The sequence below is a fragment of the Lactobacillus sp. ESL0677 genome (assembly GCF_029392875.1).
Lineage (GTDB): Bacteria > Bacillota > Bacilli > Lactobacillales > Lactobacillaceae > Lactobacillus.
Genome location: NZ_CP113946.1, coordinates 2004502 through 2028798 on the forward strand (window position 1 = coordinate 2004502; position 24297 = coordinate 2028798).

At 37.9% G+C, this 24297-nt stretch carries 22 protein-coding genes and 1 other annotated feature; of the genes, 11 read left to right on the forward strand and 11 right to left on the reverse strand.

What is annotated here, in order from left to right:
* Window positions 1–19: 19 nt before the first annotated feature.
* The 3 genes from OZX76_RS09710 (at window position 20) to OZX76_RS09720 (ending at window position 2230) form a co-directional block, all read left to right on the forward strand.
* Window positions 20–1231 carry a CPBP family intramembrane glutamic endopeptidase gene (locus OZX76_RS09710; protein ID WP_277179833.1) on the forward strand — a complete coding sequence of 404 codons (1212 nt, stop codon included), beginning with the start codon at window positions 20–22 and terminating at the stop codon, window positions 1229–1231.
* Between the two features lie 12 nt (window positions 1232–1243).
* Window positions 1244–1915 carry a helix-turn-helix transcriptional regulator gene (locus OZX76_RS09715; RefSeq protein WP_277179835.1) on the forward strand — a complete coding sequence of 224 codons (672 nt, stop codon included), beginning with the start codon at window positions 1244–1246 and terminating at the stop codon, window positions 1913–1915.
* Window positions 1916–1990: 75 nt separating this feature from the next.
* Window positions 1991–2230 carry a hypothetical protein gene (locus OZX76_RS09720; protein ID WP_277179837.1) on the forward strand — a complete coding sequence of 80 codons (240 nt, stop codon included), beginning with the start codon at window positions 1991–1993 and terminating at the stop codon, window positions 2228–2230.
* A 58-nt stretch (window positions 2231–2288) separates the two neighbouring features.
* Here OZX76_RS09720 and OZX76_RS09725 read toward each other — a convergent pair whose 3' ends face one another.
* Window positions 2289–2813 (reverse strand): adenylyl-sulfate kinase, encoded by a 525-nt coding sequence (locus OZX76_RS09725; protein WP_277179839.1) that lies wholly within the window; start codon window positions 2811–2813, stop codon window positions 2289–2291.
* Between the two features lie 145 nt (window positions 2814–2958).
* Between OZX76_RS09725 and OZX76_RS09730 the strand changes: the two genes are divergently transcribed.
* From OZX76_RS09730 to OZX76_RS09755, 6 genes are all read left to right on the forward strand, one after another.
* On the forward strand, window positions 2959–3618 hold the full coding sequence (locus OZX76_RS09730; RefSeq protein ID WP_277179841.1) for a hypothetical protein: 660 nt from the start codon (window positions 2959–2961) through the stop codon (window positions 3616–3618).
* A gap of 251 nt (window positions 3619–3869) precedes the next feature.
* Window positions 3870–4520, forward strand: coding sequence for a deoxynucleoside kinase (locus OZX76_RS09735; protein ID WP_277179843.1), 651 nt, complete (start codon window positions 3870–3872; stop codon window positions 4518–4520).
* A 12-nt stretch (window positions 4521–4532) separates the two neighbouring features.
* Complete coding sequence (locus tag OZX76_RS09740) at window positions 4533–5219, forward strand: deoxynucleoside kinase (RefSeq protein WP_277179845.1); 687 nt, start codon at window positions 4533–4535, stop codon at window positions 5217–5219.
* Window positions 5220–5275: 56 nt separating this feature from the next.
* Window positions 5276–5507, forward strand: a binding site (T-box leader).
* 205 nt (window positions 5508–5712) lie between these two features.
* Entirely contained in the window at window positions 5713–6354 is a 642-nt protein-coding gene (locus tag OZX76_RS09745) for an amino acid ABC transporter permease (protein ID WP_277143488.1), read from the forward strand.
* A 15-nt stretch (window positions 6355–6369) separates the two neighbouring features.
* The gene (locus tag OZX76_RS09750; RefSeq protein ID WP_277179846.1) at window positions 6370–7023 is read left to right on the forward strand and encodes an amino acid ABC transporter ATP-binding protein; all 654 of its coding nucleotides are present in this window, start codon (window positions 6370–6372) and stop codon (window positions 7021–7023) included.
* Window positions 7024–7872, forward strand: a complete 849-nt coding sequence (locus OZX76_RS09755) for an amino acid ABC transporter substrate-binding protein (RefSeq protein WP_277179848.1) — start codon at window positions 7024–7026, stop codon at window positions 7870–7872.
* Here OZX76_RS09755 and OZX76_RS09760 read toward each other — a convergent pair.
* Window positions 7869–8666, reverse strand: a complete 798-nt coding sequence (locus OZX76_RS09760; RefSeq protein ID WP_277181557.1) for a Cof-type HAD-IIB family hydrolase — start codon at window positions 8664–8666, stop codon at window positions 7869–7871. The genes OZX76_RS09755 and OZX76_RS09760 overlap by 4 nt on opposite strands.
* Before the next feature lie 212 nt (window positions 8667–8878).
* On the opposite strand from OZX76_RS09760, the gene OZX76_RS09765 reads away from it, so the two are divergent.
* Window positions 8879–10186, forward strand: coding sequence for an NCS2 family permease (locus OZX76_RS09765; protein ID WP_277179850.1), 1308 nt, complete (start codon window positions 8879–8881; stop codon window positions 10184–10186).
* Between the two features lie 158 nt (window positions 10187–10344).
* The gene (locus OZX76_RS09770; RefSeq protein WP_277132384.1) at window positions 10345–11655 is read left to right on the forward strand and encodes an NCS2 family permease; all 1311 of its coding nucleotides are present in this window, start codon (window positions 10345–10347) and stop codon (window positions 11653–11655) included.
* 50 nt (window positions 11656–11705) lie between these two features.
* Here OZX76_RS09770 and OZX76_RS09775 read toward each other — a convergent pair whose 3' ends face one another.
* From OZX76_RS09775 to rpmH, 9 genes are all read right to left on the reverse strand, one after another.
* The gene (locus OZX76_RS09775) at window positions 11706–13253 is read right to left on the reverse strand and encodes a ClC family H(+)/Cl(-) exchange transporter (RefSeq protein WP_277179852.1); all 1548 of its coding nucleotides are present in this window, start codon (window positions 13251–13253) and stop codon (window positions 11706–11708) included.
* 75 nt (window positions 13254–13328) lie between these two features.
* On the reverse strand, window positions 13329–14714 hold the full coding sequence (gene gndA / locus OZX76_RS09780) for an NADP-dependent phosphogluconate dehydrogenase (RefSeq protein WP_277179854.1): 1386 nt from the start codon (window positions 14712–14714) through the stop codon (window positions 13329–13331).
* A gap of 117 nt (window positions 14715–14831) precedes the next feature.
* Entirely contained in the window at window positions 14832–16610 is a 1779-nt protein-coding gene (spxB, locus tag OZX76_RS09785) for a pyruvate oxidase (RefSeq protein WP_277179855.1), read from the reverse strand.
* Window positions 16611–16929: 319 nt separating this feature from the next.
* Window positions 16930–18738, reverse strand: a complete 1809-nt coding sequence (spxB, locus tag OZX76_RS09790; RefSeq protein ID WP_277179857.1) for a pyruvate oxidase — start codon at window positions 18736–18738, stop codon at window positions 16930–16932.
* 247 nt (window positions 18739–18985) lie between these two features.
* Window positions 18986–20884, reverse strand: coding sequence for a tRNA uridine-5-carboxymethylaminomethyl(34) synthesis enzyme MnmG (mnmG, locus tag OZX76_RS09795; RefSeq protein WP_277181559.1), 1899 nt, complete (start codon window positions 20882–20884; stop codon window positions 18986–18988).
* Window positions 20885–20898: 14 nt separating this feature from the next.
* Window positions 20899–22284: a tRNA uridine-5-carboxymethylaminomethyl(34) synthesis GTPase MnmE gene (gene mnmE / locus OZX76_RS09800; RefSeq protein ID WP_277179859.1), complete on the reverse strand. Its 1386-nt coding sequence runs from the start codon at window positions 22282–22284 to the stop codon at window positions 20899–20901.
* Between the two features lie 116 nt (window positions 22285–22400).
* Window positions 22401–23270, reverse strand: a complete 870-nt coding sequence (gene yidC, locus OZX76_RS09805) for a membrane protein insertase YidC (protein WP_277179861.1) — start codon at window positions 23268–23270, stop codon at window positions 22401–22403.
* Window position 23271: 1 nt separating this feature from the next.
* The gene (gene rnpA / locus OZX76_RS09810) at window positions 23272–23640 is read right to left on the reverse strand and encodes a ribonuclease P protein component (RefSeq protein WP_277132391.1); all 369 of its coding nucleotides are present in this window, start codon (window positions 23638–23640) and stop codon (window positions 23272–23274) included.
* 51 nt (window positions 23641–23691) lie between these two features.
* Window positions 23692–23832 carry a 50S ribosomal protein L34 gene (gene rpmH, locus OZX76_RS09815; protein WP_003549412.1) on the reverse strand — a complete coding sequence of 47 codons (141 nt, stop codon included), beginning with the start codon at window positions 23830–23832 and terminating at the stop codon, window positions 23692–23694.
* Between the last annotated feature and the right edge of the window lie 465 nt (window positions 23833–24297).

Consider the following 24297-nt stretch of genomic DNA (forward strand, 5'->3'; position numbering starts at 1 on the left):
TTTAGAATCGAGATCAATCATGTTTTCAGAAACAACTATTAAAAAATGGCATTTTTGCCAAACATTATTCCAATTAATTATTTTATTAGGAATTCTTATTTTAGGACTTATTCGGCATCATTTTTTATTGTCAAATAAAGCTGTAGCATCATATGTATTTTTACTAATTTTGATAATTTTTATCTGTTTACAATTTACATTATTGAAAAGTGACCTCAATCCTAATAGTCACCTAGTGCAATTTAACAATTATTGGGAAAGTCTCAGCATTACATTTTCCCTACAACTTACACTCTATTTAATAATCAAACTACTAAATAGATATCACATTCTAAACAGTACCTTTTGGATTGCATTATTTACCCTTTATTCATTTATCATGTATATTCCAATGGCCAAACTTGCATTATGCAAAATAAAAAACATTTGGGGTAGAATTTTTATTACCTTTATCATGTTTTCACTTTTGCTATTTGCACCAGATACATTTATAGATGCCGCAAAACCTGCGCATTGGTTGCTAATTCTTAATCAGTCGGAATTTAGTGGCGCAATCATTTTTGCAATCATTATGTTATTTGTCATGCACGATTGGGGATTCCAAGCGCCACACTTGCGAATTAGTAAACGAGCTTCAAAAGCAATTATTGGAATTATCTGTTTGTTCATCATTGTCAGATGCTTATTTAATGGTTTCAATGTTAGTGAATCTTGGACAAGTATTTTAACTTCTTGGGATTTTCATTTAGCAAAATCTATAGCGATTCCATTTTTTAGTTCTCTTAAAGCTGGCATTGCGGAAGAATTATTAATGCGTTTCTGTGTATTAAGCTTATTACTACGTTACTTTCAAAATTCTCACAGACAAATTCTGTGGTCTGTTCTATGTGATGGCTTAATTTTTGGCTCATTACATATCACAAATTTAGTTGCACAATCTGTTTCTGCTACCCTGCAGCAAATGCTTTTTGCTTGTTGTTCTGGATTTGTTTTTGCGGCAATTTATTTATATTCCGACTCTATCTTAATTAGCATGGGCTACCATGCATTATTTGATGCTGCAGCCGCTGTTACATCAGGGTCTCTAATTATGTTTTCACCTGCCGCTTTTGATTGGCAAATAACAATTTCCCTGGCAATTATTGATATTATTTTTGCCTATTTCTTAATTTCTGGCTCCAGAAAAAGCACAATTATATCCAACTTAAAACGTAGAAAATTATACCTTTAGGAGATTAAACACATGAAATTTGGTGAGCATTTAAAACAGGCACGAATTACGCGTCACTTAACTCAAGAAGAAGTTGCCGAAAAATTCTTTATTAGTAGACAGACAATTTCTAGCTGGGAAAATGAAAAAACTTATCCAGATATTGTTACACTAATTAAACTAAGTGACTACTACCAAATTTCACTTGATACCCTATTGAAGGAGGATACGGGTATGAAAGAATATTTAGAAAAAAAGAATGTCATTACAAAACTAAAGCCAATTAAGTGGTGTCTAACAGTAATTGGCCTGATATTAATTGCTTTTTGGTTAGTCAGCCTTAGTTACTCCAACATTTTCATTCTGTTAGCATTAGTAATCACGATTTTTGTCATCACAGCTTTAGCAAGACTAAATGAACTCGATCAAGCAAATTCTCTAGGCTTAAAATATAATTGGCAAAAATACTTTGATGAGCATTCCAAAATAAATTATCTTGTTTTTACAATCATATTAATTTTAGCGATTAGCTTGATTATTTACCAACTTCAAAACATTAATTTTAATAGTGCAACTATATCAGGCACATCTGAATCAGCAGGTGAAAACTTCGGTTATATCATAGGTTATGTTTTTGGCGATTTAACACATCGCCTACTATCTGTAGTGCTTGTTATCGAACTTTATAAACAATGCATTGAATAAAATTATTTTAATAAATACATGATATTTTCCGCCTAGCAGTCTATAATAAAAGCAAAAATATTAGGAGGTTACTCTATGAAATTAACTAAAAAAACGATGCTAGTAGCAACTGGTATTAGTCTTATTGCCGGTTTTGGCATTGGTAGTCTTAATCCCCTGCGCTCCACCAATGCAGACACAGAAAATAACTACCATGATAACGCAACTTATTGCAACTATCATAATCGTTATAAGAACTCATCATACTGCTATAATCAACGTAACACACATCGCGTAAATTCTAATAATTACCGTTGTTCTAATGGTTGTTGGTAATTTACAAAAAAGCTTAGCAAGTTTTGCTAAGCTTTTTTTGTTACATGTGAAACAACAGCTAACTAATTAGCCGCTTAACTTCACTAATTTCTTTTTTCAAAGGTTGCATACCATCTAGTACCAAGTCCGCATTCTTAGCAACATACTCTTGATTATCAACATATAACTGCCGCGCCGTTGATAAATATACTTTAGCCCAAGCGATTATTTCTGCTGCAGTTTTATTTTGATCATCACGGATTATCTGCCGTGCAAAAGCAACATCCAGTGGCGTTTTAATATAGACTACCCAAGTTATATACGGCTTTAAAACTTCATGACAATAACCGAAAGGAAAATCAATCAAAATCAACGGTACATTATTGTACACTTGCTTAAAGTCATTCATTAATTTACTAATATCGTACTGATTTATCGCTTCTTTTAAGGGCACTGTTGGTTCTGGTGCACTAGGTAATTGATCGATATCGTAATCGTCAAATGAAATAACCTTGCTAAATGAATATAATTTACTCAATTCATTAATCAGCGTCGTTTTTCCACTCGCGGTTACACCACTAACTACAAGGACTTTACTCTTCATGGGTTCTTCTCGACTTTCTAAATAATCAAATTCATTATAAAGCGAATTCAAAGTAACTACACTTTTTTATTGTAAAGCATCTAACAAGTACGATATAATTACATTGAAAAAAATATTTTATTATCAAACATAGGGAGCTTATACTATGAACAAAATTACAAAAGTTTTAGGCTTATCAGTTGCAGCATTGAGCCTTGCAGGTGGTAGTTTTACTACAAATGAGGTTAATGCCAAAACTACTAAAACACACATTACTAACAAAAAAGCTGTTAAAAAGACCTCTAAAAAGAAAGCCAAGGGTACGAAATATGGCTTCAAAAAAGCTTTTGTCTTCTCAAAAGACTTACAAGGTAAATGGTACAGTAACAATAATTTGACCCCTGACCCACTTGAAGTTGGCAAATCAACGTTGGTTCTTCCATATACTGGTAAAAAGGCCAAAGCCGTTGTCATTGGCAAAGTTAAGGGAACCAACAAATACACATGGCAAATGAGTGGTAATTGGAAGTTAAAGCACGCCAAGGCTTTTGCTAACGTAATGCGCGGCTCATATAAGACCATTAACAAGACTAAATGGACCGTTCTTAGTCCAGTCGATGAAAAGTCAGTTACTGCTGGCTTTGCTTATACTGTCAAGGACGAAAAAATTGACGATAAGACTGGCGAAACTATCAAAGTTGTTTTTGAAGCAAGACCTGACGATGGTAAAGTAATCAACCAATACTTTACAAGTAAAGACTTGGCTAACAAGTATGCTGCAACCAAGTTTGCTGACATGACTTATTCAGATATCAACCCAAGATAAGATTATTTTTAATAAAAAAAGCGAGTGAGGAAATTTTCCTTACTCGCTTTTTATGTTTCACATGTAACATTTAGTGCAAAATAATATACTATACAAAAACACGCTAATAACAAACGATATAATTTTTTGCTCTTCACTATACAAAATCACTTGACAATCATGTAACCATTTTAATTAACTTTTTCCTTGTTTTACCCCTACATCTCGTATTAAACTTATTAAGTATCAATATGTTGTATTTAAGAAAGAGCGTGATTCAAGTTATTGTTTTAAGCGGGCCAATTGGAGCCGGTAAATCCAGTTTAACCAGTATTTTAGCTGAACATCTAGGTACTCAAGCCTTCTATGAGGGAGTTGACAGTAATCCTGTTCTTCCCCTGTACTACAAGGATATGAAGCGATATACGTTTTTGCTCAATATCTACTTGCTCAACCATCGGATAGCACAGATTAATCAAGCAGTTAAAGAGAAAAACAGCGTTTCAGACCGATCAATCTATGAAGATGCTCTCTTTTTCAAAATGAACGCAGACAGTAATGTCGCTGATCCAACAGAATTTAAGATTTACGACAGCTTGCTCGAAAACATGATGGAAGATACTCCCGGTAATCCAAGTAAGAAGCCGGATTTACTCATTTATATTCATGTGTCGCTAGAAACAATGCTTAAACGCATTAAAAAGCGTGGTCGCTCTTACGAACAAATCAGTACAGATCCTAGTTTAAAGGACTACTATGCACGCCTTATCCGCTACTATGAGCCATGGTATAAAAATTACAATGCATCACCTAAAATAGCAATTGACGGCGACAAATTTGATTTCATTACTGATGAAAATGCTAAAAAAGAAGTTTTGCAGCAAATTGATGACAAATTGCGCGAACTAGGTAATTTAAAATAAAGAAGGAACGTGATGACAGTTATTGTTTTAAGCGGGCCAATTGGAGCCGGTAAATCCAGTTTAACCAGTATTTTAGCAGATTATTTAGGTACTAAGCCATTCTATGAAAGCGTCGATAACAACCCTGTTTTGCCGCTTTTTTACGCTGATCCTAAAAAATACGCCTTTTTATTGCAAGTGTTTTTCCTAAATACACGTTTTCGCAGTATTAAAGATGCTTTAACAGAAGACAACAATGTTTTAGATCGTTCAATTTATGAAGATGCCCTCTTCTTCCAAATGAATGCTGACATTGGTCGGGCAACTCAAGAAGAAGTAGACACTTATTATGAATTATTAAACAACATGATGAGTGAGCTTACCCACATGCCAAAGAAAAATCCTGACTTGTTAGTCCACATCAACGTTTCTTATGACACGATGATCAAGCGAATTCAAAAACGTGGCCGTCCTTATGAACAGCTTAGTTACGACGCAACTCTTGAAGACTATTACAAGCGGCTGTTGCGTTACTACAAGCCGTGGTATGACAAGTACGATTATTCACCTAAGATGGAAATTGATGGTGATGCTCTCGACTTTATGACCGATGATCAAGCTCGAGCAACAGTTTTAGATCAAATTGTTGGCAAATTAAAAGAAGTTGGCAAATTACCTGAGTCATGGGATAAGCCAACCAACATTAAGATTTCTGAATAACTTTAATTACAACTGCTTGACTTATTAAATTAAGTGATTATAATTAAAAGAAAATTAAAAAGGTTATGAGCAGACTAGTAATATTTAGGGCTTACCAGAGAGTGTCAGTTGCTGTAAAGACATAAAGCGCCTAGTATGAATCACACCTGCGAACCGTTTTTCTAAATAATGTAAGAAATTCCGGCGGTGCCGTTATCACTACAGTTTTTTATTCTTGTTAAACTGACCGAGGTTATTTACGTGAGTAAATAGCAAATTAAGGTGGAATCGCGTTAAGTCGTCCTTTTAGATAAAGATTATCTAAGAGGACGTTTTTTCTTACAAATTAAGAAATTCCGGTAGTGCCGTTATCACTACAGTTAAACTACTTATGCAGTATTTAACTGATTGAGACTGTTTGCGTGAGTAAACAGCAAATTGAGGTGGAACCACGATTAAACGTCCTCTTAGACCAACGTCTAAGGGGGCGTTTTTATTATATAAGGAGAATACCATGAATTACATTAACGCCATCATGCCTTCCCTACTTCAGGGAGCGCAAATGACCTTATCACTGTTTTGTTGGACACTTATTATTTCTATTCCCTTAGGAATTATTATTAGCTTAGGGCTCATCTCGCATATTAAGCCTTTGCAGCTCTTTTTAAAATTTTATGTTTGGATTATGCGGGGAACGCCATTATTATTACAATTAATTTTTGTTTTCTACGGTTTACCAATTATTGGCGTGATTTTTCAGCGCTATGATGCGGCATTATTTGCTTTCATCCTCAACTATGCAGCATACTTTGCTGAAATTTTTCGGGGAGGTTTTCAAGCCATTCCAGAAGGACAATATGAAAGCGCCCGGGTTTTGCGATTAACTAAGATGCAAACATTAAAGCATATTGTTATTCCCCAAGTTGTCAAGATTGTTATTCCATCCATTGGTAACGAGGTTATCAATCTCGTTAAAGATACTTCTCTAGTCTATGTTATTGGCCTTGGCGACCTCCTGAGAGCCGGTAATGTTGCCACAGCAAGAGATGTTACCTTGGTACCACTAGTTTTGGTTGGTATTATTTACCTAGCTATGACGGGAATTGCATCTTACCTTTTAAAGAAAATTGAAAATAGTTATTCTAAATGGAAGTAGTCGGGAAGCGATTAGATGTTAGAACTTAAAAATATCACCAAAAAATTTGGTCAACGAACAATCTTAGATAAAGTCAATTTAACTATCCCTAGTGGACAAATTTTAGCAATTGTCGGGCCTTCTGGAGCCGGGAAAACAACTTTGCTGCGCTGTTTAAGTGGTCTTGAAGCTATCGACTCGGGCAGCTTCTTATGGGATGGACAAGAATTTAATCCCGTTAATCCAACCGATAGCAGCCAAATAATCGGCGTTGTTTTCCAAGATTATCAATTATTTCCTAATTTAACTGTATTGGAAAACATCACGTTAGCTCCAACTTTAGCACTTAAAAAAGATAAAGCAGTTGCCGAAAAACAAGCCCAAAAACTACTTGAACGTTTAAATTTAACCGGTAAAGAACAGCTCTATCCTGCACAACTCTCTGGTGGACAGCAGCAACGAGTTGCAATTGCCCGCGCTTTAGCCATGAAACCGCAAATTCTTTGTTACGACGAGCCAACTTCTGCACTTGACCCTGCTTTACGCGGGACGGTTGCTGAAATTATTCTAAAATTAAAACGTGCAGAGAACATGACACAAATCATTGTTACTCACGACATGGATTTTGCTAAAGAAGTTGCTGATAAAACCTTTACTGTTACCGATCTCAGTCAAAGGAGGTTGAGCTAAGTGAAACGCAAAGAATTTCTTACCCTTATAGTAATTTTCTGTTGTGGGATTTTCATAACGGGTTGTAGCGGAGTTTCGGTTGGTAAGCAAGCCAGTCAAACCGACAATTGGCAGCGGCTAGAAAAGCGCGGCTATGTGACTATTGGCGTTGATGATACCTTTGTTCCAATGGGATTCCGCCAAAAAAATGGCCAATTAGTTGGTTACGATGTTGACCTAGCTAAGGCTGTTTTTAAGCAGTATGGTATGCGCGTGAGCTTCCAGACGATTGACTGGTCGATGAACACCACGGAACTCAAAAACGGGACCATTGACTTAATCTGGAACGGTTTTAGCAAGACTCCTGAACGCAAAGCAAAGGTCGGCTTTAGTAAAACTTACCTGTATAGCGAACAATTATTGGTGACTAAGCGTAAAAGCCACATTAATTCCTATGCGGACATGACTGGGAAAACATTAGGAGCACAAACTGGATCTTCTGGCTACAACGACATTATCAAGCAGCCAAAGTTGCTTAAAGATCGCATTAAAAATCACGACCCAGTCCTGTATGACTCCTTCACTAATGCTTTTATCGACTTAAATGCCGGTCGCATTCAGGGACTACTAATTGACAGCACTTACGCCAATTACTATATTGCACGCCAAAAACACCCAGCTGACTTTACCATAATTCACGGGCCATTTCCTAAAGATGCCTTTGGTGTTGGCATGAGAAAAAGCGATATAACTTTGCGTGAAAAAATCAATGCTGGATTGGATAAATTAGCTAAAGATGGCACACTAACCAAAATCAATCACAAATGGTTTGGCTCGGCTGCTGATACACCCTTGCTAAAGAAAAATTAATCTAACTGCTCCAAAACGTCGGCAATCCCGTCATGATTATTATCCTGCGTAATCACTTCAAACTTTGCCTTTAAATCAGCTGGCGCATTGGCCATTAATACTGGATGAGCAACGATTTCTAGCATTGCTGCATCATTATAATTATCACCAAAAGCCCAACAATCAGTTAATTTAACATTGAAATCTTCTGCCAAAATTTTAATGCCGTTACCCTTAGAAACACCTTTAATCATTACTTCAAGTAAATTTGGTGCAGATTTAACAATGTATAATTTTGGATATTTTACTTTTAATTCTGCTTGTTCCTCATCTAATAACTTTGGGTCACCCATAATCAATACTTTGTGAGCACCCTTAAGCTTTTTAACCTGAGCTAGTGAGCTTGGTGTTGCCTTAACATCGACGGTCTTTTCTTCTTTTCCAACCAATTCGCAATTATTTCCCGGGAAATAGTACCAGTCATAGCCACTATAAACGTTCCAAACAGTTCCGTTATTTTTACGCTCAACATACTGACATATTTCTTCTGCCTGAGCGGCAGTCATAAACTGTGAGTTTAATGGTCTGCCCATTTCATCTAAAACTAGAGCGCCATTGTAAGCAATGAGCGGGCACCTTTTCATAATTTGTCCAGCTGCTGTCATAATTCCTTGTGGCATCCGACCTGATACTGGCACAAAGATATTGTCTTTAATTACCTGTTTACGAATTGCATCCCGCGTTCTAGGTGTTACTTGCAAGTCAGAATTGATTAATGTACCGTCAATATCTGAAAAAAGTAGTTTAACCATAATTTCTCCTCAACTATTTTCTTTAATTAGTAGTAATTAAGCTTATTTTAACGATTATTACTGGCCTTGGTCAATAACTGTTAATAGACGATAGTTACTCTTTAGTCAATGATTGGTTTTAATAATTCGTGTTTGCAATTATTTTTCAGAGTGATAGACTTTAATAGTCGAAAGTTAAATTTTAAACACGAACATTAATTTGTGGGAGAGAGATAATGAATTTTATTAAGAGTTATTTTCAGCTCGATAAATATAACACTAGCATTAAAGTGGAATTTCTTGCTGGTTTAACTACTTTTATTAGTATGTCATACATCCTTTTTGTCAATCCTAGCGTCTTAGGGGCAAGTGGCATGAACTCTGGGGCCGTTTTTACCTCAACTGCCTTGGCCAGTGCATTAGGAACAGCGATTATGGGAATTGTTGCCAATTACCCAATTGGTGAAGCTCCAGCCCTTGGAATTAACGCCTTCTTTGCCTACACAGTTTGTGTTGGCATGCATGTTTCATGGGAAACAGCGTTAGCTGCTGTTTTTGTTGCTTCAATCATCTTCATTTTAATCACCTTGTTTAAATTGCGGGAAAAAATCATCAATGCTATTCCAGCTGATTTGAAATTTGCCATTTCTTCAGGTATTGGCTTGTTCATCGCCTTTTTAGGAATGCAAGATGGTGGTTTAATTATCGGTAACAAGTCAACTTTGGTCGGTTTAGGATCACTTCATGATCCAGCAGTTTGGATTACAATCTTTGGCTTGTTAATAACCGTTGTGTTAATGATTTTAAATGTACCTGGTGCTATTTTTATCGGCATGGTATTAGCTGCAATCTTTGGTGTTGCTACTGGGCAAATCCCGCTACCAACTAAAGTAATTTCAATGGCGCCAAGTATTGCACCAACCTTTGGTCAAGCAATCTTTCACATTAAAGACATCAATTCACTGCAAATGTGGGTTGTTGTTTTAACATTCTTACTAGTTACCTTCTTTGATACTGCCGGTACATTAATCGGACTGGCTCAACAAGCTGGATTTATGAAAGATAACAAAATGCCACGAGTTGGTAGAGCTTTAGCTTCTGACTCAACCGCGATGATGGTTGGTTCCGTCCTAGGTACTTCACCTATTGGTGCCTTTGTTGAATCAAGTGCCGGAATTGCTGTCGGTGGTAGAACTGGTTTAACTGCTGTCTTTGTAGCAATTTTCTTCTTAATTTCTATGATTTTCAGTCCATTACTTGGATTATTTACCACTCATGTAACAGCACCTGCTTTAATTATTGTCGGTGTTCTAATGGCTCAAAATACGGCTCACATTCATTGGAATAAAATGGAAATTGCCGTACCCGCCTTCTTAATCTTAATTGGTATGCCCCTGACCTACTCCATTTCTGATGGTTTGGCATTAGGATTAATTACTTACCCAATCTGTATGGTTGCTGCTAAGCGCGGCAAGGAAGTTACACCAATGATGTGGATTCTCTTCTTCGTCTTTATTTTCTTCCTCTGGGTACTTAACTTCTAATTTAATTGAAAAAATTTTATTAAAGCCAAAATCTAACAATAGATTTTGACTTTTTTGCTTCTTATAAAATAAATTTGGCTGTATCATGGAAATATAACATGATTTAGTTATATACTAGTTACATTGGTTCTTTTTAATTTAATATTTTGGAGGAAAAAATGACGACACTAGATAAAGTCTTTCATTTAAACGATGCTCATACCACTGTTAAACGCGAGTTAATCGCCGCATTAACCACGTTTGTCAGTCTCTCCTACATCCTTTTTGTTAACCCTAACATTTTACATGCAGCTGGAATCGATAAAGGTGCAGCATTTACCGTTACCGCAATTTCAATAGCTATTGGCTGTTTCATCATGGGCTTAGTTGCCAATTATCCAATTGCCTTAGCACCAACTCTTGGCAGTGCAGCCTTTTTCGCTTATAACGTCTGCGTTGGTATGCATATCAACTGGCAAACTGCATTAGCTGCTGTTCTAGTTGCATCCGTACTGTTTATCCTAATAACTGTTCTGAAATTACGGGAAATAGTTGTTGATGCAATTCCACAAGACATGAAATATGCAATTTCAGCTGGAATTGGCCTCTTCATCGCTTTTATCGGCTTGCAAAATGGTAAGTTGATTGTAAATAGTGATTCTAATCTTGTAACTTTAGGTAAATTTAATTCACCTGCTGTCTGGATTACCCTATTTGGGTTAACGCTAACTGTTATCTTAATGGCAATGAACATTCCCGGTTCCATTTTCATTGGGATGGTCGTTACCGCTGTATTTGGCATTGTAATTGGTCAAATAGCTTTACCTAAAGCTATTATTTCCAGTGCACCAAGTATTGCTCCTACTTTTGGCCAAGCAGTTTTTCACTTAAAAGACATTAATACACCACAACTATTTATGGTTGTTCTAACCTTCTTGCTAGTTACCTTTTTTGATACCGCTGGTACCTTAATTGGAATGACTGAACAGGCAGGAATGGTTGATAAAAACGGTAAAATTCCACGGATTGGCCGCGCATTCTTATCAGATTCTGCGGCAATGGTTGAAGGTGCTATTCTCGGGACAGCTCCACTTGGAACTTCAGTTGAATCAAGTGCTGGTATCGCCATGGGCGGTCGTACCGGATTAACTGCAATTTTTGTTGGTATTTTATTTTTAATTAGTATGATTTTTAGTCCACTCTTAGCTGTTATTCCAACAACAGTTACTGCACCAGCGTTAATTATTGTTGGTGTTTTAATGGCCGGTAATTTGAAAAAAATCAATTGGGAAAAATTCGAAATTGCCTTACCTGCATTCCTGACAGTTGTTGGTATGCCGCTAACTTATAGTATTTCTGACGGGTTAGCACTAGGCATGATTGCTTATCCGATTACAATGATCGCTTCTAAACAATCTAAAAAAGTCTCACCAATGATGTACGTACTATTTGTAATTTTTATCATTTTCTTTTTAGTAACCAATATGTAATTAAGTAAACTAAAAGTCACCTAAAAAGGTGGCTTTTTTGTATCGCAATTTTAACCATCATATTCAACAGCCTGCAACTGTTTTATCTTTTCATAAACCTGACCACGCTGACCAGCATCAACTTCCAAAATCAAACTATCACCATTGTTGATTTTAGTCTGACCATTAGGAATTAAATCTCGACCACCGCGATGAATAATTTTAACCAACGTATACTGCGGCCACTTGATATCTACTATCTTTCGGTCAACCAAGTCACTATTTTCATAAACCGGAATCGTCAGCTGATCACGCTGTCCTGTTACCTGAGTCGAATTTTTCTTACCTAGCATTGCTTGTGCCAAGCTGTCATAAATTGGCATCCCGCCGAGCAATTCATCAACTAGCAACGCCACAAACGAAACCACAGCCAGTGGCATTAAGTGCAATAACGACCCCACCATTTCCGTAATTAAAATTACGGCGGTAAACGGCGCCCGAATAATTGCCGCAAAGTATCCCGCCATTGCAAAAATGATTAGGTTAATCACCAATTTTTGGGGTAATAAATGCAGCTGTGCCATTGTTAAGCCATAAATAGCACCTATTAGGGCCCCCATCGTCAAAATCGGCAAAAAGATACCACTTGGCAATCCCGAATCATACGAAACAATTGAAAAAATAATTCTAACCAAATAGAAAAACAACAGTAATCCAACCATTGACCAGCCAGTTTTGGTAATCATCTTAGGCAAACTGAGGATCAAACGGTTACCAGGGCCAGTAATTAATGGCCAACAATATGCAATTGGAATCAATAATGCTAGAGGAATCACGCCATACAGCCAGTTAGGTAAAAACGTAATTTTTGCATATAATTTTTTGCAGCTAAATAAGCCTGCTTTATACAAATAACCTAACAATCCTAAAATAATTCCTAAAAATACCAGGTGCCAGTAAAGCAAAATTGGGAATGTATGGTTATAGGACAGAGCCAGTGCCGCATGCTGACCAAACAAGTTAGAAACGACAAAGTCGGCAACCATTGCTCCAGCCAGAGCATTGAGCCACACACGCTTTGAAAAGTTATGAAACACTTCTTCTAGGACAAACAGGGCACCACTTAACGGTGCACCAAATGCAGCAGCTAAACCACTTGCCGCTCCCGTTGCAATTAGAACGCGGGCGTTAGTTTTAGTCTGACTGCAGCCCTCGCCGACCCCTTGACCGATAGTTGCCCCTAATTGAAGAGATGGTCCCTCAGGACCTAGAAAGAGGCCTGTACTAATTACTAAACTTCCGCCAATTAATTTGCGCCACAAAATTGGTACCCACTGAAGTGTCAGGCTTCCTTGCAGCTGCAACTTAACCTCAGGAATTCCAGACCCACCAACATGAGGATACTGTTTAACAAAATAACCAGCTATCATTCCCACTAATACCAAACCACAAGCAATGATAGCAAGCCACCAAGCGTTATTATGAGCTAAATGAAATAATTTCAACCAAAAGGCTGTCATTTTTTCAATTCCTAAGCGAAAAATACCAACAATTATGCCTGTAAATAATCCCACTAACAGAGCCTGGCCCAACAATGTTATTTCCGAATGATTGCGCAAAATTCATACTCCTCTATCTACAACAAAAAACAGCTAAATTAATTTAGCTGTTTTTGTGTTACACGTGTAACATAATTATTTTTCTTCATACCATTCTGTATGGAAGACACCAGGACGGTCATTTCTGTAATAAGTGTGTGCACCGAAGTAATCACGTTGACCCTGAATTAGGTTAGCAGGTAAGCTTGGATTAAAAATTGATTCCAAGTAATTAAGAGCAGCGCTCAAGGTTGGTGTTGGAATACCAGCTTTAGTTGCTAGTGCAATTACTTGCCGCAAAGCACCAATATTTTCAGCCATTAAATCCTTGAAGTAACTATCTTCAAATAAATTATCCAGCTTTTTGCCGTTCTCATAAGCATTTTCAATATCTTTCAACATTGACGAACGAATAATACAACCAGCTTCCCAATCTTGAGCAATTGCTGGGTAACGCAAATCCCATTTATAAGCATCTGCAGCCATCTTCAATTGTTGGAAGCCTTGAGCATAAGCAACAGCTTGACCTAATTGCAATGCTTTACCCAAATTAGCTACTAAATCAGCTGGTACATCGCCATTCCAAGTGATTTCTTTACCAGCACGTGTTGTTGCCTTAGACATAAACCGTGCTAAAACAGCTTCAGCAATTACACTAATTGGTGTTCCTAAGCGAATTGCGTCCTCAAGCATCCAGTTACCAGTACCCTTGTATGATGCCACATTCAAGATATGGTCGATTACGTAATCAGGAGTTAATTCATCTTTTTGCTTCAAGACCTCTGCCGTAATTTCACTTAAATAAGCCTTAACGATTCCTTGGTTCCAATCCGTAAAGATTTGAGCCATTTCATCATTAGTTTTACCAGCAACTTTTCGTAAAATATCATAAACTTCGGAAAATTCTTGCATAATGCCGTATTCAATTCCGTTATGAACCATTTTAACGTAGTGACCGCTGCCTTCAGGTCCAATAAAGCTGACACAAGGACGACCCTCAGTATTTTTAGCAGCAATTGCTTCCAGGATCGGAGCAACTTGCTTGTAAGCTTCTTCATCGCCACCTGGCATTAAAGCTGGGCCATTCAAAGCTCCTTCTTCACCACCGGAAACACCCATTCCAATAAAGTGAATGCCATGTTCCTGCATTTCATGAAATCGCCGGTTAGTATCGTTAAAGTTGGAATTACCACCATCGATTAAAATATCACCCTTGTCCAGTAAAGGTAATAAAGTATGTAAAGTTTCATCAACTGGACGACCAGCTGCGATTTGAATTAAAATTTTGCGTGGTTTCTCTAATGAATTAACGAACTCTTCCCAAGAATAAGTAGGTTTTAATTTATCGTCTTCATATTTTGCAAAAGCATCAACTTCTGGCTTGTCAATACTGTAACCAGAAACTGAAAAGCCACTATTTCTGACATTTAAAGCAAGATTCTTACCCATTACAGATAAGCCAATTATTCCAAATTGTTGCATATTTTATCCTCCACTATTAAATTTATCCCCTATTATTATACTTATAAGTATGCAAAAAAGCGAAACCTTTTTATTAGTTCCGCTTTTTATTTTTTTAATATTAACGATTAATTAACATTAAGCTTCTGAAGCACCTGAAGTTGCATCGTCTTCATCTACAGGACCAAAAGCATCATCGTTAACGCCGTACTTTTCAGCAAAGTAGCTGAATGGCTTCAAACCTTGTGCTTGGTACTTCTCAACGAATGCTGGGTCGTCCAAAGTGTTCAATTCAGTTGAGTAAGGCATTTCGTGAGTAAGCTTAACGTCTACTAACATTGGCTTATCAGAACTCTTCCATTCCTTAACTGCATCTTCGAATTCCTTCTTAGTACGTACAGTTACACCCTTAACGTTCATACCTTCAGCAACCTTTGCCCAGTCGTTATCTGGAAGGATAACACCTGACAATGGTTGGTGTGATTGGTCTTCTTGTTCAGCTTGGATGAAACCAAGAGTTTCGTTAGTGAAGACAACGTTCATAATGTGCATGTTGTAACGAGCTTGGGTCAATAATTCTTGACTCATCATTGCAAAACCACCATCACCACCAAGGTTCCAAACTTCACGGTCTGGGCAAGCAGTTGCAGCAGCTACAGCAGCTGGTGAACCAAAGCCCATAGTTGCGTACAAGCCTGAAGTTGCCCAAACTTGGTTATCGTGCAAGTTCATCAAACGTTGGAAGTCAATGTTGATGTTACCAACATCAATACCAAACATTGCATCGTCTGCAGCGTACTTGTTAATAATGTCAAAGATTGGTTCACGACGAATTGGCATTTCATCTGCATCGTCAAAGCTGTGTTGCCATTCTTCCCAGTTCTTACGATCCTCAACACCAGCTTTGTAAAGTGGTGATTCTTCACGAGCTTCACCAGCATCAATGATTGCTTGTAAAGTCTTAGCACCATCAGCCAAGATTGGAAGATCAACAGTGTGACGCTTACCCAATTTTTCTGAGTCAACATCAATTTGGATCATCTTAGCCTTAGGGTTAAAGAAGTAGCTTGAGAATGGTGAGTCGTTACCAACCCATACAACCAAGTCAGCGTGAGTTTGAATGTCGTCACTTGCCTTAGGAGCACAACGACCAATTGAACCCAAGTATGCTGGAAATGCATCTTCAACGATACCCTTAGCAATAACTGATGACATAATTGGCATCTTGAACTTGTCTGAGAATGCCTTCAATACGTCACCGTGACCCTTAAGTCCCATACCAAAGTAAACTACTGGATTTGTAGCTTCTGCAATTAACTTAACTGCTTCATCAACTGATTCTTTAATTGGTGCAGCGTAGTTAGGCATAGCAGTTAATGAGTTAGCTGTAACTTGGAAGTTGTAGTCAATCTTGTCCCAACCAAAGTCTTTTGGCAAGATTAAAACTGCTGGCCCCTTCTTAGCGTATGCTTGACGAAGAGCTTCGTCCATCATCCGTGGAATTTGGTTAGCTGCTTTAACTTGGTGGTTCCAAACAGCAACGTTATCAAACCAAGGCTTTTCATCAAAAGCTTGGAAGAAGTTCATGTCTTGACGACTAGTTGGTACGTTAGCAACAATAGCTACCATTGGAGTCTTGTCATACTTAGCGTCGTATAAACCGTTCATCAAGTGAACAGCACCAGGTCCAGCTGAACCAAAACATACACCAACTTTACCAGTGAGCTTGTATTCAGCTGAAGCTGCTAAAGCGCCAGCCTCTTCGTGACGAACTTCGATAAACTTAAGTTTGTCTTTGAAATTAAGAATAGCATTCATAGTTGAGTCGAATGAACCACCTGGATAACCAAAGATGTGGTCAATATCCCAATCAACTAATACTTGAAGCATTGCATCTGAGCCATTAATTTTTGTCATTTGAGCGTATCTCCTTCAAATAAATCACTTACATACAGTATTAAAACATATAATTCCATAATTACAAGTAACTGAATTGCAAATAACTTGGGCTTTAGAAGACAACTATCAAAATACAAAAAGTAACATAATCATAAATTTTTAGACTATCAATTCAATAATAGGTTGACTTTAATAAAGGGAAATCGCTTTATTTACAGACGATATTGGTTTTTGCTAAAAATATCCGCTATTAATATATAGCAGTATAAATAAAAAAACGAAACCAAAATAAATTGATTTCGTTTCTCTAAAAATAATTAAAATTATTTATTAATTACTAGTGTTCTGAAGCACCTGAAGTTGCATCTTCTTCTGGCTCTGGTTCAGGCTCAGCTTCTTCTTCTGAAGCACCCGAAGCAGTATCTTCTACAAGACCATATTTTTCAGCAAAGTAACTGAATGGCTTCAAACCTTGTGCTTGGTACTTCTCAACGAATGCTGGGTCGTCTAAAGTGTTCAATTCAGTTGAGTAAGGCATTTCGTGAGTGAACTTAACGTCGATTAACATTGGTCCATCCATTTGCTTAAATTCCTTAACTGCGTCTTCGAATTCTTTCTTAGTACGTACAGTTACACCCTTAACGTTCATACCTTCAGCAACCTTTGCCCAGTCGTTGTTAGGAATGATAACACCAGATAATGGTTGGTTAGATTCATCTTCTTGTTCAGCTTGAATGTAACCTAAAGTTTCATTAGTGAAGACAACGTTGATAACGTGCATGTTGTAACGAGCTTGGGTCAACAGTTCTTGGTTCATCATTGCAAAACCACCGTCACCACCAAGGTTCCAAACTTCACGCTCTGGATGAGTAGTAGCTGCAGCAAGCGATGCTGGAGTACCAAAGCCCATAGTTGCGTACAAGCCTGATGTTGCCCAAGTTTGTTCATCATGTAAGTTAACTAAACGTTGGAAGTCAATGTTGATGTTACCAACATCAATAGCAAACATTGCGTTGTCTGCAGCGTATTTGTTAATGATGTCAAAAATTGGTTCACGACGAACTGGCATTTCATCTGAGTCAACAAAGCTGTTTTCCCATTCTTCCCAGTTTTCACGGTCTGCAATAGCAGCCTTGTAAAGTGGTGATTCTTCACGAGTTTCACCAGCATCAATAATTGCCTGTAAAGTCTTAGCACCATCAGCCAAGATTGGAACATCAACAGCATGACGCTTGCCCAATTTTTCTGAGTCAACATCAATTTGGATGACCTTAGCCTTTGGATCAAAGAAGAATACTGAGAATGGTGAGTTGTTACCAACCCAAACAACCAAGTCAGCGTGAGTTTGGATGTCATCACTAGGCTTTGGTGCAACACGACCAATTGAACCCATGTATGCTGGAAACTTGTCTTCAACAATACCCTTAGCAATAACTGATGACATAATTGGAGTCTTAAACTTGTCAGCAAATGCCTTTAAAACATCGCCATGTCCCTTCATACCCATACCATAGTATACTACTGGGTTCTTAGCTTCTTTGAGAAGTTTAACAGCTGCATCAACATCAGTCTTCTTAGGAGCTGCATAGTTAGGAATAGCTTCTAATGAGTTGTATGTTACACGGAAGTTATCGTTAATCTTGTCCCAACCAAAGTCCTTAGGAAGGATTAAAACTGCTGGACCCTTCTTAGCATATGCTTGACGAAGAGCTTCGTCCATCATGCTAGGAACTTGGTCAGCTGTCTTAATTTGGTGGTTCCAAACTGCTACAGCATCAAACCAAGGTTTTTCATCAAAAGCCTGGAAGAAGTCAATATCTTGACGACTTGTTGGTACGTTAGCAACGATAGCTACCATTGGTACCTTGTCGTATTTTGCATCGTACAAACCGTTCATCAAGTGAATAGCACCAGGACCGGCTGAACCAAAACATACACCAGCATGACCAGTGAATTTATATTCAGCAGCTGCTGCCAAAGCACCAGCTTCTTCGTGACGAACTTCAATATAGTTCATCTTGCCCTTGAAATCGTGAATAGCGTTCATTGTTGAATCGAATGAACCACCTGGAAAACCATAAATATGATCAATATGCCAGTCCAACAAAACTTGAAGCATAGCATTTGCGCCATTAATTTTTGCCATTTTAAAGTGCATCTCCTTAAATACATGTTTACTTACATAATGTATTAAAACATATAATTTCACAATTTCAAGTATGCACTAACGTTAATAAAGTACCGGTATTTCAGCTATAAAAAAGAAATATTTTCACAATTTATATAGTCTTATCATTGATAACGCTTTTATAGCAATCTTTATGCTTGTTATTAATTGATCATTCTTAAAATATAATCACTAAGTTTCAAATATAAAAATTTTTTAAAATTTTTTACTTCTTAATCTTTTCATAATGACCATTTTGAATATACACACTCAAAATAGCCAAATCTGCTGGATTAACACCCGATATTCTTTCGGCTTGAGCTATTGTCTCAGGCCGAATCTTAGCGAATTTCTGCCTTGCTTCGGTTGCCAAGCCATCGATTGCATTATAGTCAATACCTGTGGGAATTTTTTTAGCTTCTTGACGGTGGAGCCGATCAATTTGAACTTGTTCTTTTTTAATATATCCGGCGTACTTAATATTAATTTCAACCTGTTCTTTAACATAACGATTTGATGAGATTTCTTCTCCTGTCAGCCGTTCAATGTCATCAATTGTTACTTTAGGCCGTCTTAAAAAGATATCTGCTTTAACACCAGCACCCATTGCATTTTCACCAATTCCACTCAAATATTGTTGAATTTCAAAATTGGGATGAATGGTCAAACTAGCCAATTTTGCCTTAACATTTGCAATTTGTTTTTTCTTATCTTCAAATTTAGCATAGCGTTCATCTGAAATTAAGCCCAACTTGTAACCATAATCAGTTAACCGCAGGTCAGCGTTATCGTGGCGCAGAATTAACCGATACTCAGCACGAGAGGTAAGCAAGCGATACGGTTCCTCAGTACCCTTAGTTACCAAATCGTCAATTAAGACACCAATATAGGCTTCATCCCTGCCCAAAGTAAAACCAGGCTTGCCAGCAGCACGCAAAGCAGCATTAATCCCAGCAATTAGTCCTTGCCCAGCTGCTTCTTCATAGCCAGAAGTACCGTTCATTTGACCAGCAGTAAACAAGTTCTTAATATTTTTGGTTTCCAAAGTATGCTTTAACTGCCACGGATCAACAACATCGTATTCAATTGCATAACCTGGGCGCATCATTTCAGCATGTTCTAGTCCAGCAACTGAGTGCAGCATCTTCAACTGAATTTCTTCTGGCATTGAAGTTGAAAAGTCGCCAACATAGACTTCCTTGGTAGTTTTTCCTTCTGGCTCTAAGAAAATTTGGTGGCGCGGTTTATCAGCAAACCGGACAACCTTGGTTTCAATTGACGGACAATAACGCGGACCAACGCCCTTAATCTGACCCGAAAACATTGGCGAACGTGTCAGATTTTCATTAATAATCTTGTGCGTTTCCTGATTGGTATAAGTCATCCAGCAAGAAACTTGATCCTTTAAGTAGTCTTCATCCCTACTGGTAAAGGAAAAGTGGCGGGGCTCTTCATCTCCAGGTTCCTCTTCAGTCTTGGAATAATCAATCGTATTACCATTAACGCGTGGCGGGGTACCAGTCTTAAAACGGCGCAGTTTAAAGCCTAATTTTTCCAAATTTTCGGATAATTTAATCGCTGGCACCGTGTTATTAGGACCTGAAGAATAATTCAATTCCCCAATAAAAATACGGCCGCGAGCAGAGGTACCTGTTGTGAGCACAACGCTTTTAGCATGATAGCAAGCACCTGTGTTAGTGATAAGGCCTGTACATACCCCATCTTCAACAATTAACTCGTCCACTGTTGCCTGACGCAAAGTTAAATTAGGGGTATTCTCAATAACGTCCTTCATTTGTTCATGATATTGCCACTTGTCAGCTTGAGCCCGTAAAGCACGTACTGCTGGGCCCTTACCCGTATTTAGCATCCGCATTTGGATATAGGTGGCATCAATATTTTTACCCATTTGGCCACCCAAAGCATCAATTTCACGCACAACCGTCCCTTTAGCTGGACCACCAACGGACGGATTACACGGCATGAAGGCAACCATATCAAGGCTAATTGTCAGTAATAACGTCTTTTGGCCCATTCTGGCACTAGCCAAAGCTGCCTCGCTGCCGGCATGACCAGCACCAACAACAATGACATCATAATCATTTGAGTCGTAACTCTTAATCATTTCCACTTCTACTCCTATTTTCCTAAACAAAATTGACTAAACAATTCATTAACTAGCTCATCAGGACTGCTTTCGCCAGTAATCTCGCCTAAAGTGTCCCACGCGCCGTTAAAATCAATCTGAGCAATATCTACCGGCACTTCATCTTTAACCGCCTGAATAACATCTTGCAGCTGTTTTTTAGCCTTTTCTAATAGACCAACTTGGCGCTGGTTAGTGACCATCACCTGATCATTAGAGTTTTCAATCCCACTAAAGAACAATTTTCTAATTGCTTCTTCTAGTTCAGTAAGATTTTTTTCTTGCAAAATCGACGTAGCAATTACTTCGCTACCCGTTATTTTTTTAATTTCACTAACCGTTAATTTTTGCCCTAAATCCGTCTTATTTAAAATTACAATTCTCTTTTTAGCATCTGTTGCTGCAATCAGCGCCTTGTCTTCTGATGATAAATCCTGACTAGAATCAAGTAGTAATAAAACTAAATCCGCTTGAGCCAGCGCCTTTTTAGACCGTTCGACGCCAATTTTTTCAACTTTATTATCAGTATGCCGAATCCCAGCCGTATCAATCAGTTTCAGCGGCACTCCTTTAATTGCAACATATTCCTCTAACGTATCTCGAGTTGTTCCCGCAACATCGGTAACAATCGCCTTATCGCTTTTAGTCAAATAATTAAGCAAAGATGACTTACCAACATTGGGCTGACCAATAATTGCTGTTGCCAAGCCGTTACGTAAAGCCGTTCCTTCAGCTGCCGTATCCAGTAAGCGCGTGATTTTCTCACTTACCGACTGTGAAACGGACGCCATCTGCTTAGCAGTAATAGTGTCGGCATCGTACTCAGGATAATCAATGTTAACCTCAACGTTTGCCAAGGTATCCAAAATTTCCTGCCGCATTGCGCGAATTTTTTCAAGCAAGCCACCTTCAAGCTGCTTTTCAGCAACTTGACGAGCCTTATCGGTCTTAGCACGCACAATATCCATTACACTTTCGGCTTGAGTCAAATCAATTCGACCATTGACAAATGCCCGTTTGGTAAACTCACCAGCTTCCGCCATTCGTGCGCCTTCTTTAAGCAACAGTTGCAAAATCCGGTTAGTGACCACAATGCCGCCGTGACAGTTAATTTCGACAATATCTTCACGCGTAAATGTTTTCGGTGCCAGCATTACTGAGACCATTGCCTCGTCAATTACCTGGTTAGTTTCTGGTTCAATCACATGACCATAGTGAATTGTATGACTAGGTACTTTAGCTAAGTTAGCCCCTTTAAAAATGTGATTAGCAATCTTAACTGCATCTTCTCCCGACATGCGGACAATCGAAATTCCACCCTCACCAATTGGCGTTGAAATAGCAGCAATTGTATCAAATTCGGTTAAAGTTTGTGCCATAATTTCTCCTTTTCAAATAAATTTCAATAAAAAAAGCGCATTATAGCACCACGAAAAATTCGTGATGTATAAAGCACTTTGACTACTTTATCTAAAAATCACTTTAGACTAAATATTTACTTTTTACGCTTTAAACGCTTATAGGTTCTTCTAAGTTGACGTTTACGTTCACGTTCGGCTTCTGCCTTAGCTTCTTGCGCCTTGCGATATTTAATCGGATTCTGCAAGATAAAGGTTTGGCCAACTTGGAAGAGGTTAGAAACTACCCAGTACAAAACAATCGCTGACTGGAAGTAAATTCCCATTACACCAACCATAATTGACATCCCATAAGTCATCATCTTAGTTGACGCTGTTTGTGATTCCTTTGGCGTTGACAACTGACTAATGTAAGTTGACAGGAACGTCAAAATCATCGACAAAATCGGCATAATGAAGTAAGGATCTGGTTTACCTAAATCCATCCATAAAAAATGGCCTGTTTGAAGTTGCGGTGTTTGCCAGATTGCGCCATACAAGGCATACATTACCGGAAACTGGATAATTAGCGGCAAACAACCAGCATACGGATTAATCCCAGCTTCCTTATAAAGCTTATTAGTTTCTTGGGACAATAACGTCCGCGATTCCGTATCATTACCCGGATACTTTTTGCGTAATGCATTAATCTCCGGTTGAATTGCTTGCATCTTCGTCGTACTCTTAATCGAAATCGCACTAAGCGGATACAAAATAACCCGCACAATTACAGTGAAGACAATGATTGCCCACCCGTAACTATTGCTCATAATTTTAGCCAGCCATAGGATAAAGACCGACATATAATAAATGATCCAGCGATTCCACCAGCTACCACTAGTATGCGAAACTGGTGCCACTTTGGCGTTAGTTTGTGCTGCACAACCCGTTAACACAACAGCGATTGCAACAACTGCTAGCAGTGTAAGCAGACGTTTGACATTTCTCTTAGTTAAAATGTCTTTCACTCTAATCTTCCTCAACTTCATCAGGTATTTCTTCAATAATATTGGCCAAAAAGAGTGCGTGCAGCAAGTTCTTTCTGACTTCAGCCATTTTAAAGTTACGCGCATATGGTCTAGCAATCACTAAAAAGTCAATTTGCGCTTCAATTGCAGGCTTATTTTCAGTAAGAACCGCACGAATATAACGTTTGAGCCGGTTGCGAACAACGGCAGTATGACCCACCTTTTTGCCAACAGAAATCCCCACCCGAAAATGTTTATTTTCTGTTTTATCTATTTTATAGATGACAAAAGCACGGTTTGCCACTGAATTACCAGATTTAAAAACTCGCTGAAAATCATTTTCAGTTTTAACTCGATAAGACTTTCTCAAAACGTTTCATTCCACTCTTGTACACTAAAAAAACCACTGGGATTCAGTGGTTTAAGCAGATAAGACTTTTCTACCCTTTGCACGGCGTCTAGCTAAAACCTTGCGGCCATTAGATGTACTCATCCGTTTCATAAAGCCATGAACTCGTGAACGGTGACGCTTTTTAGGTTGGTAAGTTCTCTTAGTTGTCATTAAACTACACCTCCATTTTTATATGCTAACTGCACAATTTAATATCTAGAATAGCATGATTAAAGTAAAAAACCAAGTAAAAATGCTAATTAATTTTGAACCAATTAGATAAATTTTTAAACTAACCTGAATTTGTCTGTGTAACTTTTAGGAGATTAATTTTCCACAATTTAGTAAGTCACACATTTATTACATAAGTTATCCACAGTTACCAGCATGTTGATAAAGATATTCACATCATGTGGATATAGTTCTTGAAGTTTGACTTTATCACTGCCATATCAATTTATTTTATTAACAGCTTTATCAAAAACATATTTCTCCACAGTCAAATAAGCAAAAAGATTGTTAATTATCTAAATTAATTTATCCACAGCATGTTAATTCTTAATTTCTTTTGTTCACTTGTGGAAAACATTTTGCTTAGATGGTAAAATAATTTGGGTTAAAAATTTTTGGAGGAGA

Coding starts and splice junctions, on each gene's coding strand:
- OZX76_RS09710 (WP_277179833.1), top strand. CDS start 20: ATGTTTTCAGAAACAACTATTAAAAAATGGCATTTTTGCCAAACATTA.
- OZX76_RS09715 (WP_277179835.1), top strand. CDS start 1,244: ATGAAATTTGGTGAGCATTTAAAACAGGCACGAATTACGCGTCACTTA.
- OZX76_RS09720 (WP_277179837.1), top strand. CDS start 1,991: ATGAAATTAACTAAAAAAACGATGCTAGTAGCAACTGGTATTAGTCTT.
- OZX76_RS09725 (WP_277179839.1), bottom strand. CDS start 2,813: ATGAAGAGTAAAGTCCTTGTAGTTAGTGGTGTAACCGCGAGTGGAAAA.
- OZX76_RS09730 (WP_277179841.1), top strand. CDS start 2,959: ATGAACAAAATTACAAAAGTTTTAGGCTTATCAGTTGCAGCATTGAGC.
- OZX76_RS09740 (WP_277179845.1), top strand. CDS start 4,533: ATGACAGTTATTGTTTTAAGCGGGCCAATTGGAGCCGGTAAATCCAGT.
- OZX76_RS09745 (WP_277143488.1), top strand. CDS start 5,713: ATGAATTACATTAACGCCATCATGCCTTCCCTACTTCAGGGAGCGCAA.
- OZX76_RS09750 (WP_277179846.1), top strand. CDS start 6,370: ATGTTAGAACTTAAAAATATCACCAAAAAATTTGGTCAACGAACAATC.
- OZX76_RS09765 (WP_277179850.1), top strand. CDS start 8,879: ATGAATTTTATTAAGAGTTATTTTCAGCTCGATAAATATAACACTAGC.
- OZX76_RS09770 (WP_277132384.1), top strand. CDS start 10,345: ATGACGACACTAGATAAAGTCTTTCATTTAAACGATGCTCATACCACT.
- gndA (WP_277179854.1), bottom strand. CDS start 14,714: ATGCAACAATTTGGAATAATTGGCTTATCTGTAATGGGTAAGAATCTT.
- spxB (WP_277179855.1), bottom strand. CDS start 16,610: ATGACAAAAATTAATGGCTCAGATGCAATGCTTCAAGTATTAGTTGAT.
- spxB (WP_277179857.1), bottom strand. CDS start 18,738: ATGGCAAAAATTAATGGCGCAAATGCTATGCTTCAAGTTTTGTTGGAC.
- mnmG (WP_277181559.1), bottom strand. CDS start 20,884: ATGATTAAGAGTTACGACTCAAATGATTATGATGTCATTGTTGTTGGT.
- mnmE (WP_277179859.1), bottom strand. CDS start 22,284: ATGGCACAAACTTTAACCGAATTTGATACAATTGCTGCTATTTCAACG.
- rpmH (WP_003549412.1), bottom strand. CDS start 23,832: ATGACAACTAAGAGAACTTACCAACCTAAAAAGCGTCACCGTTCACGA.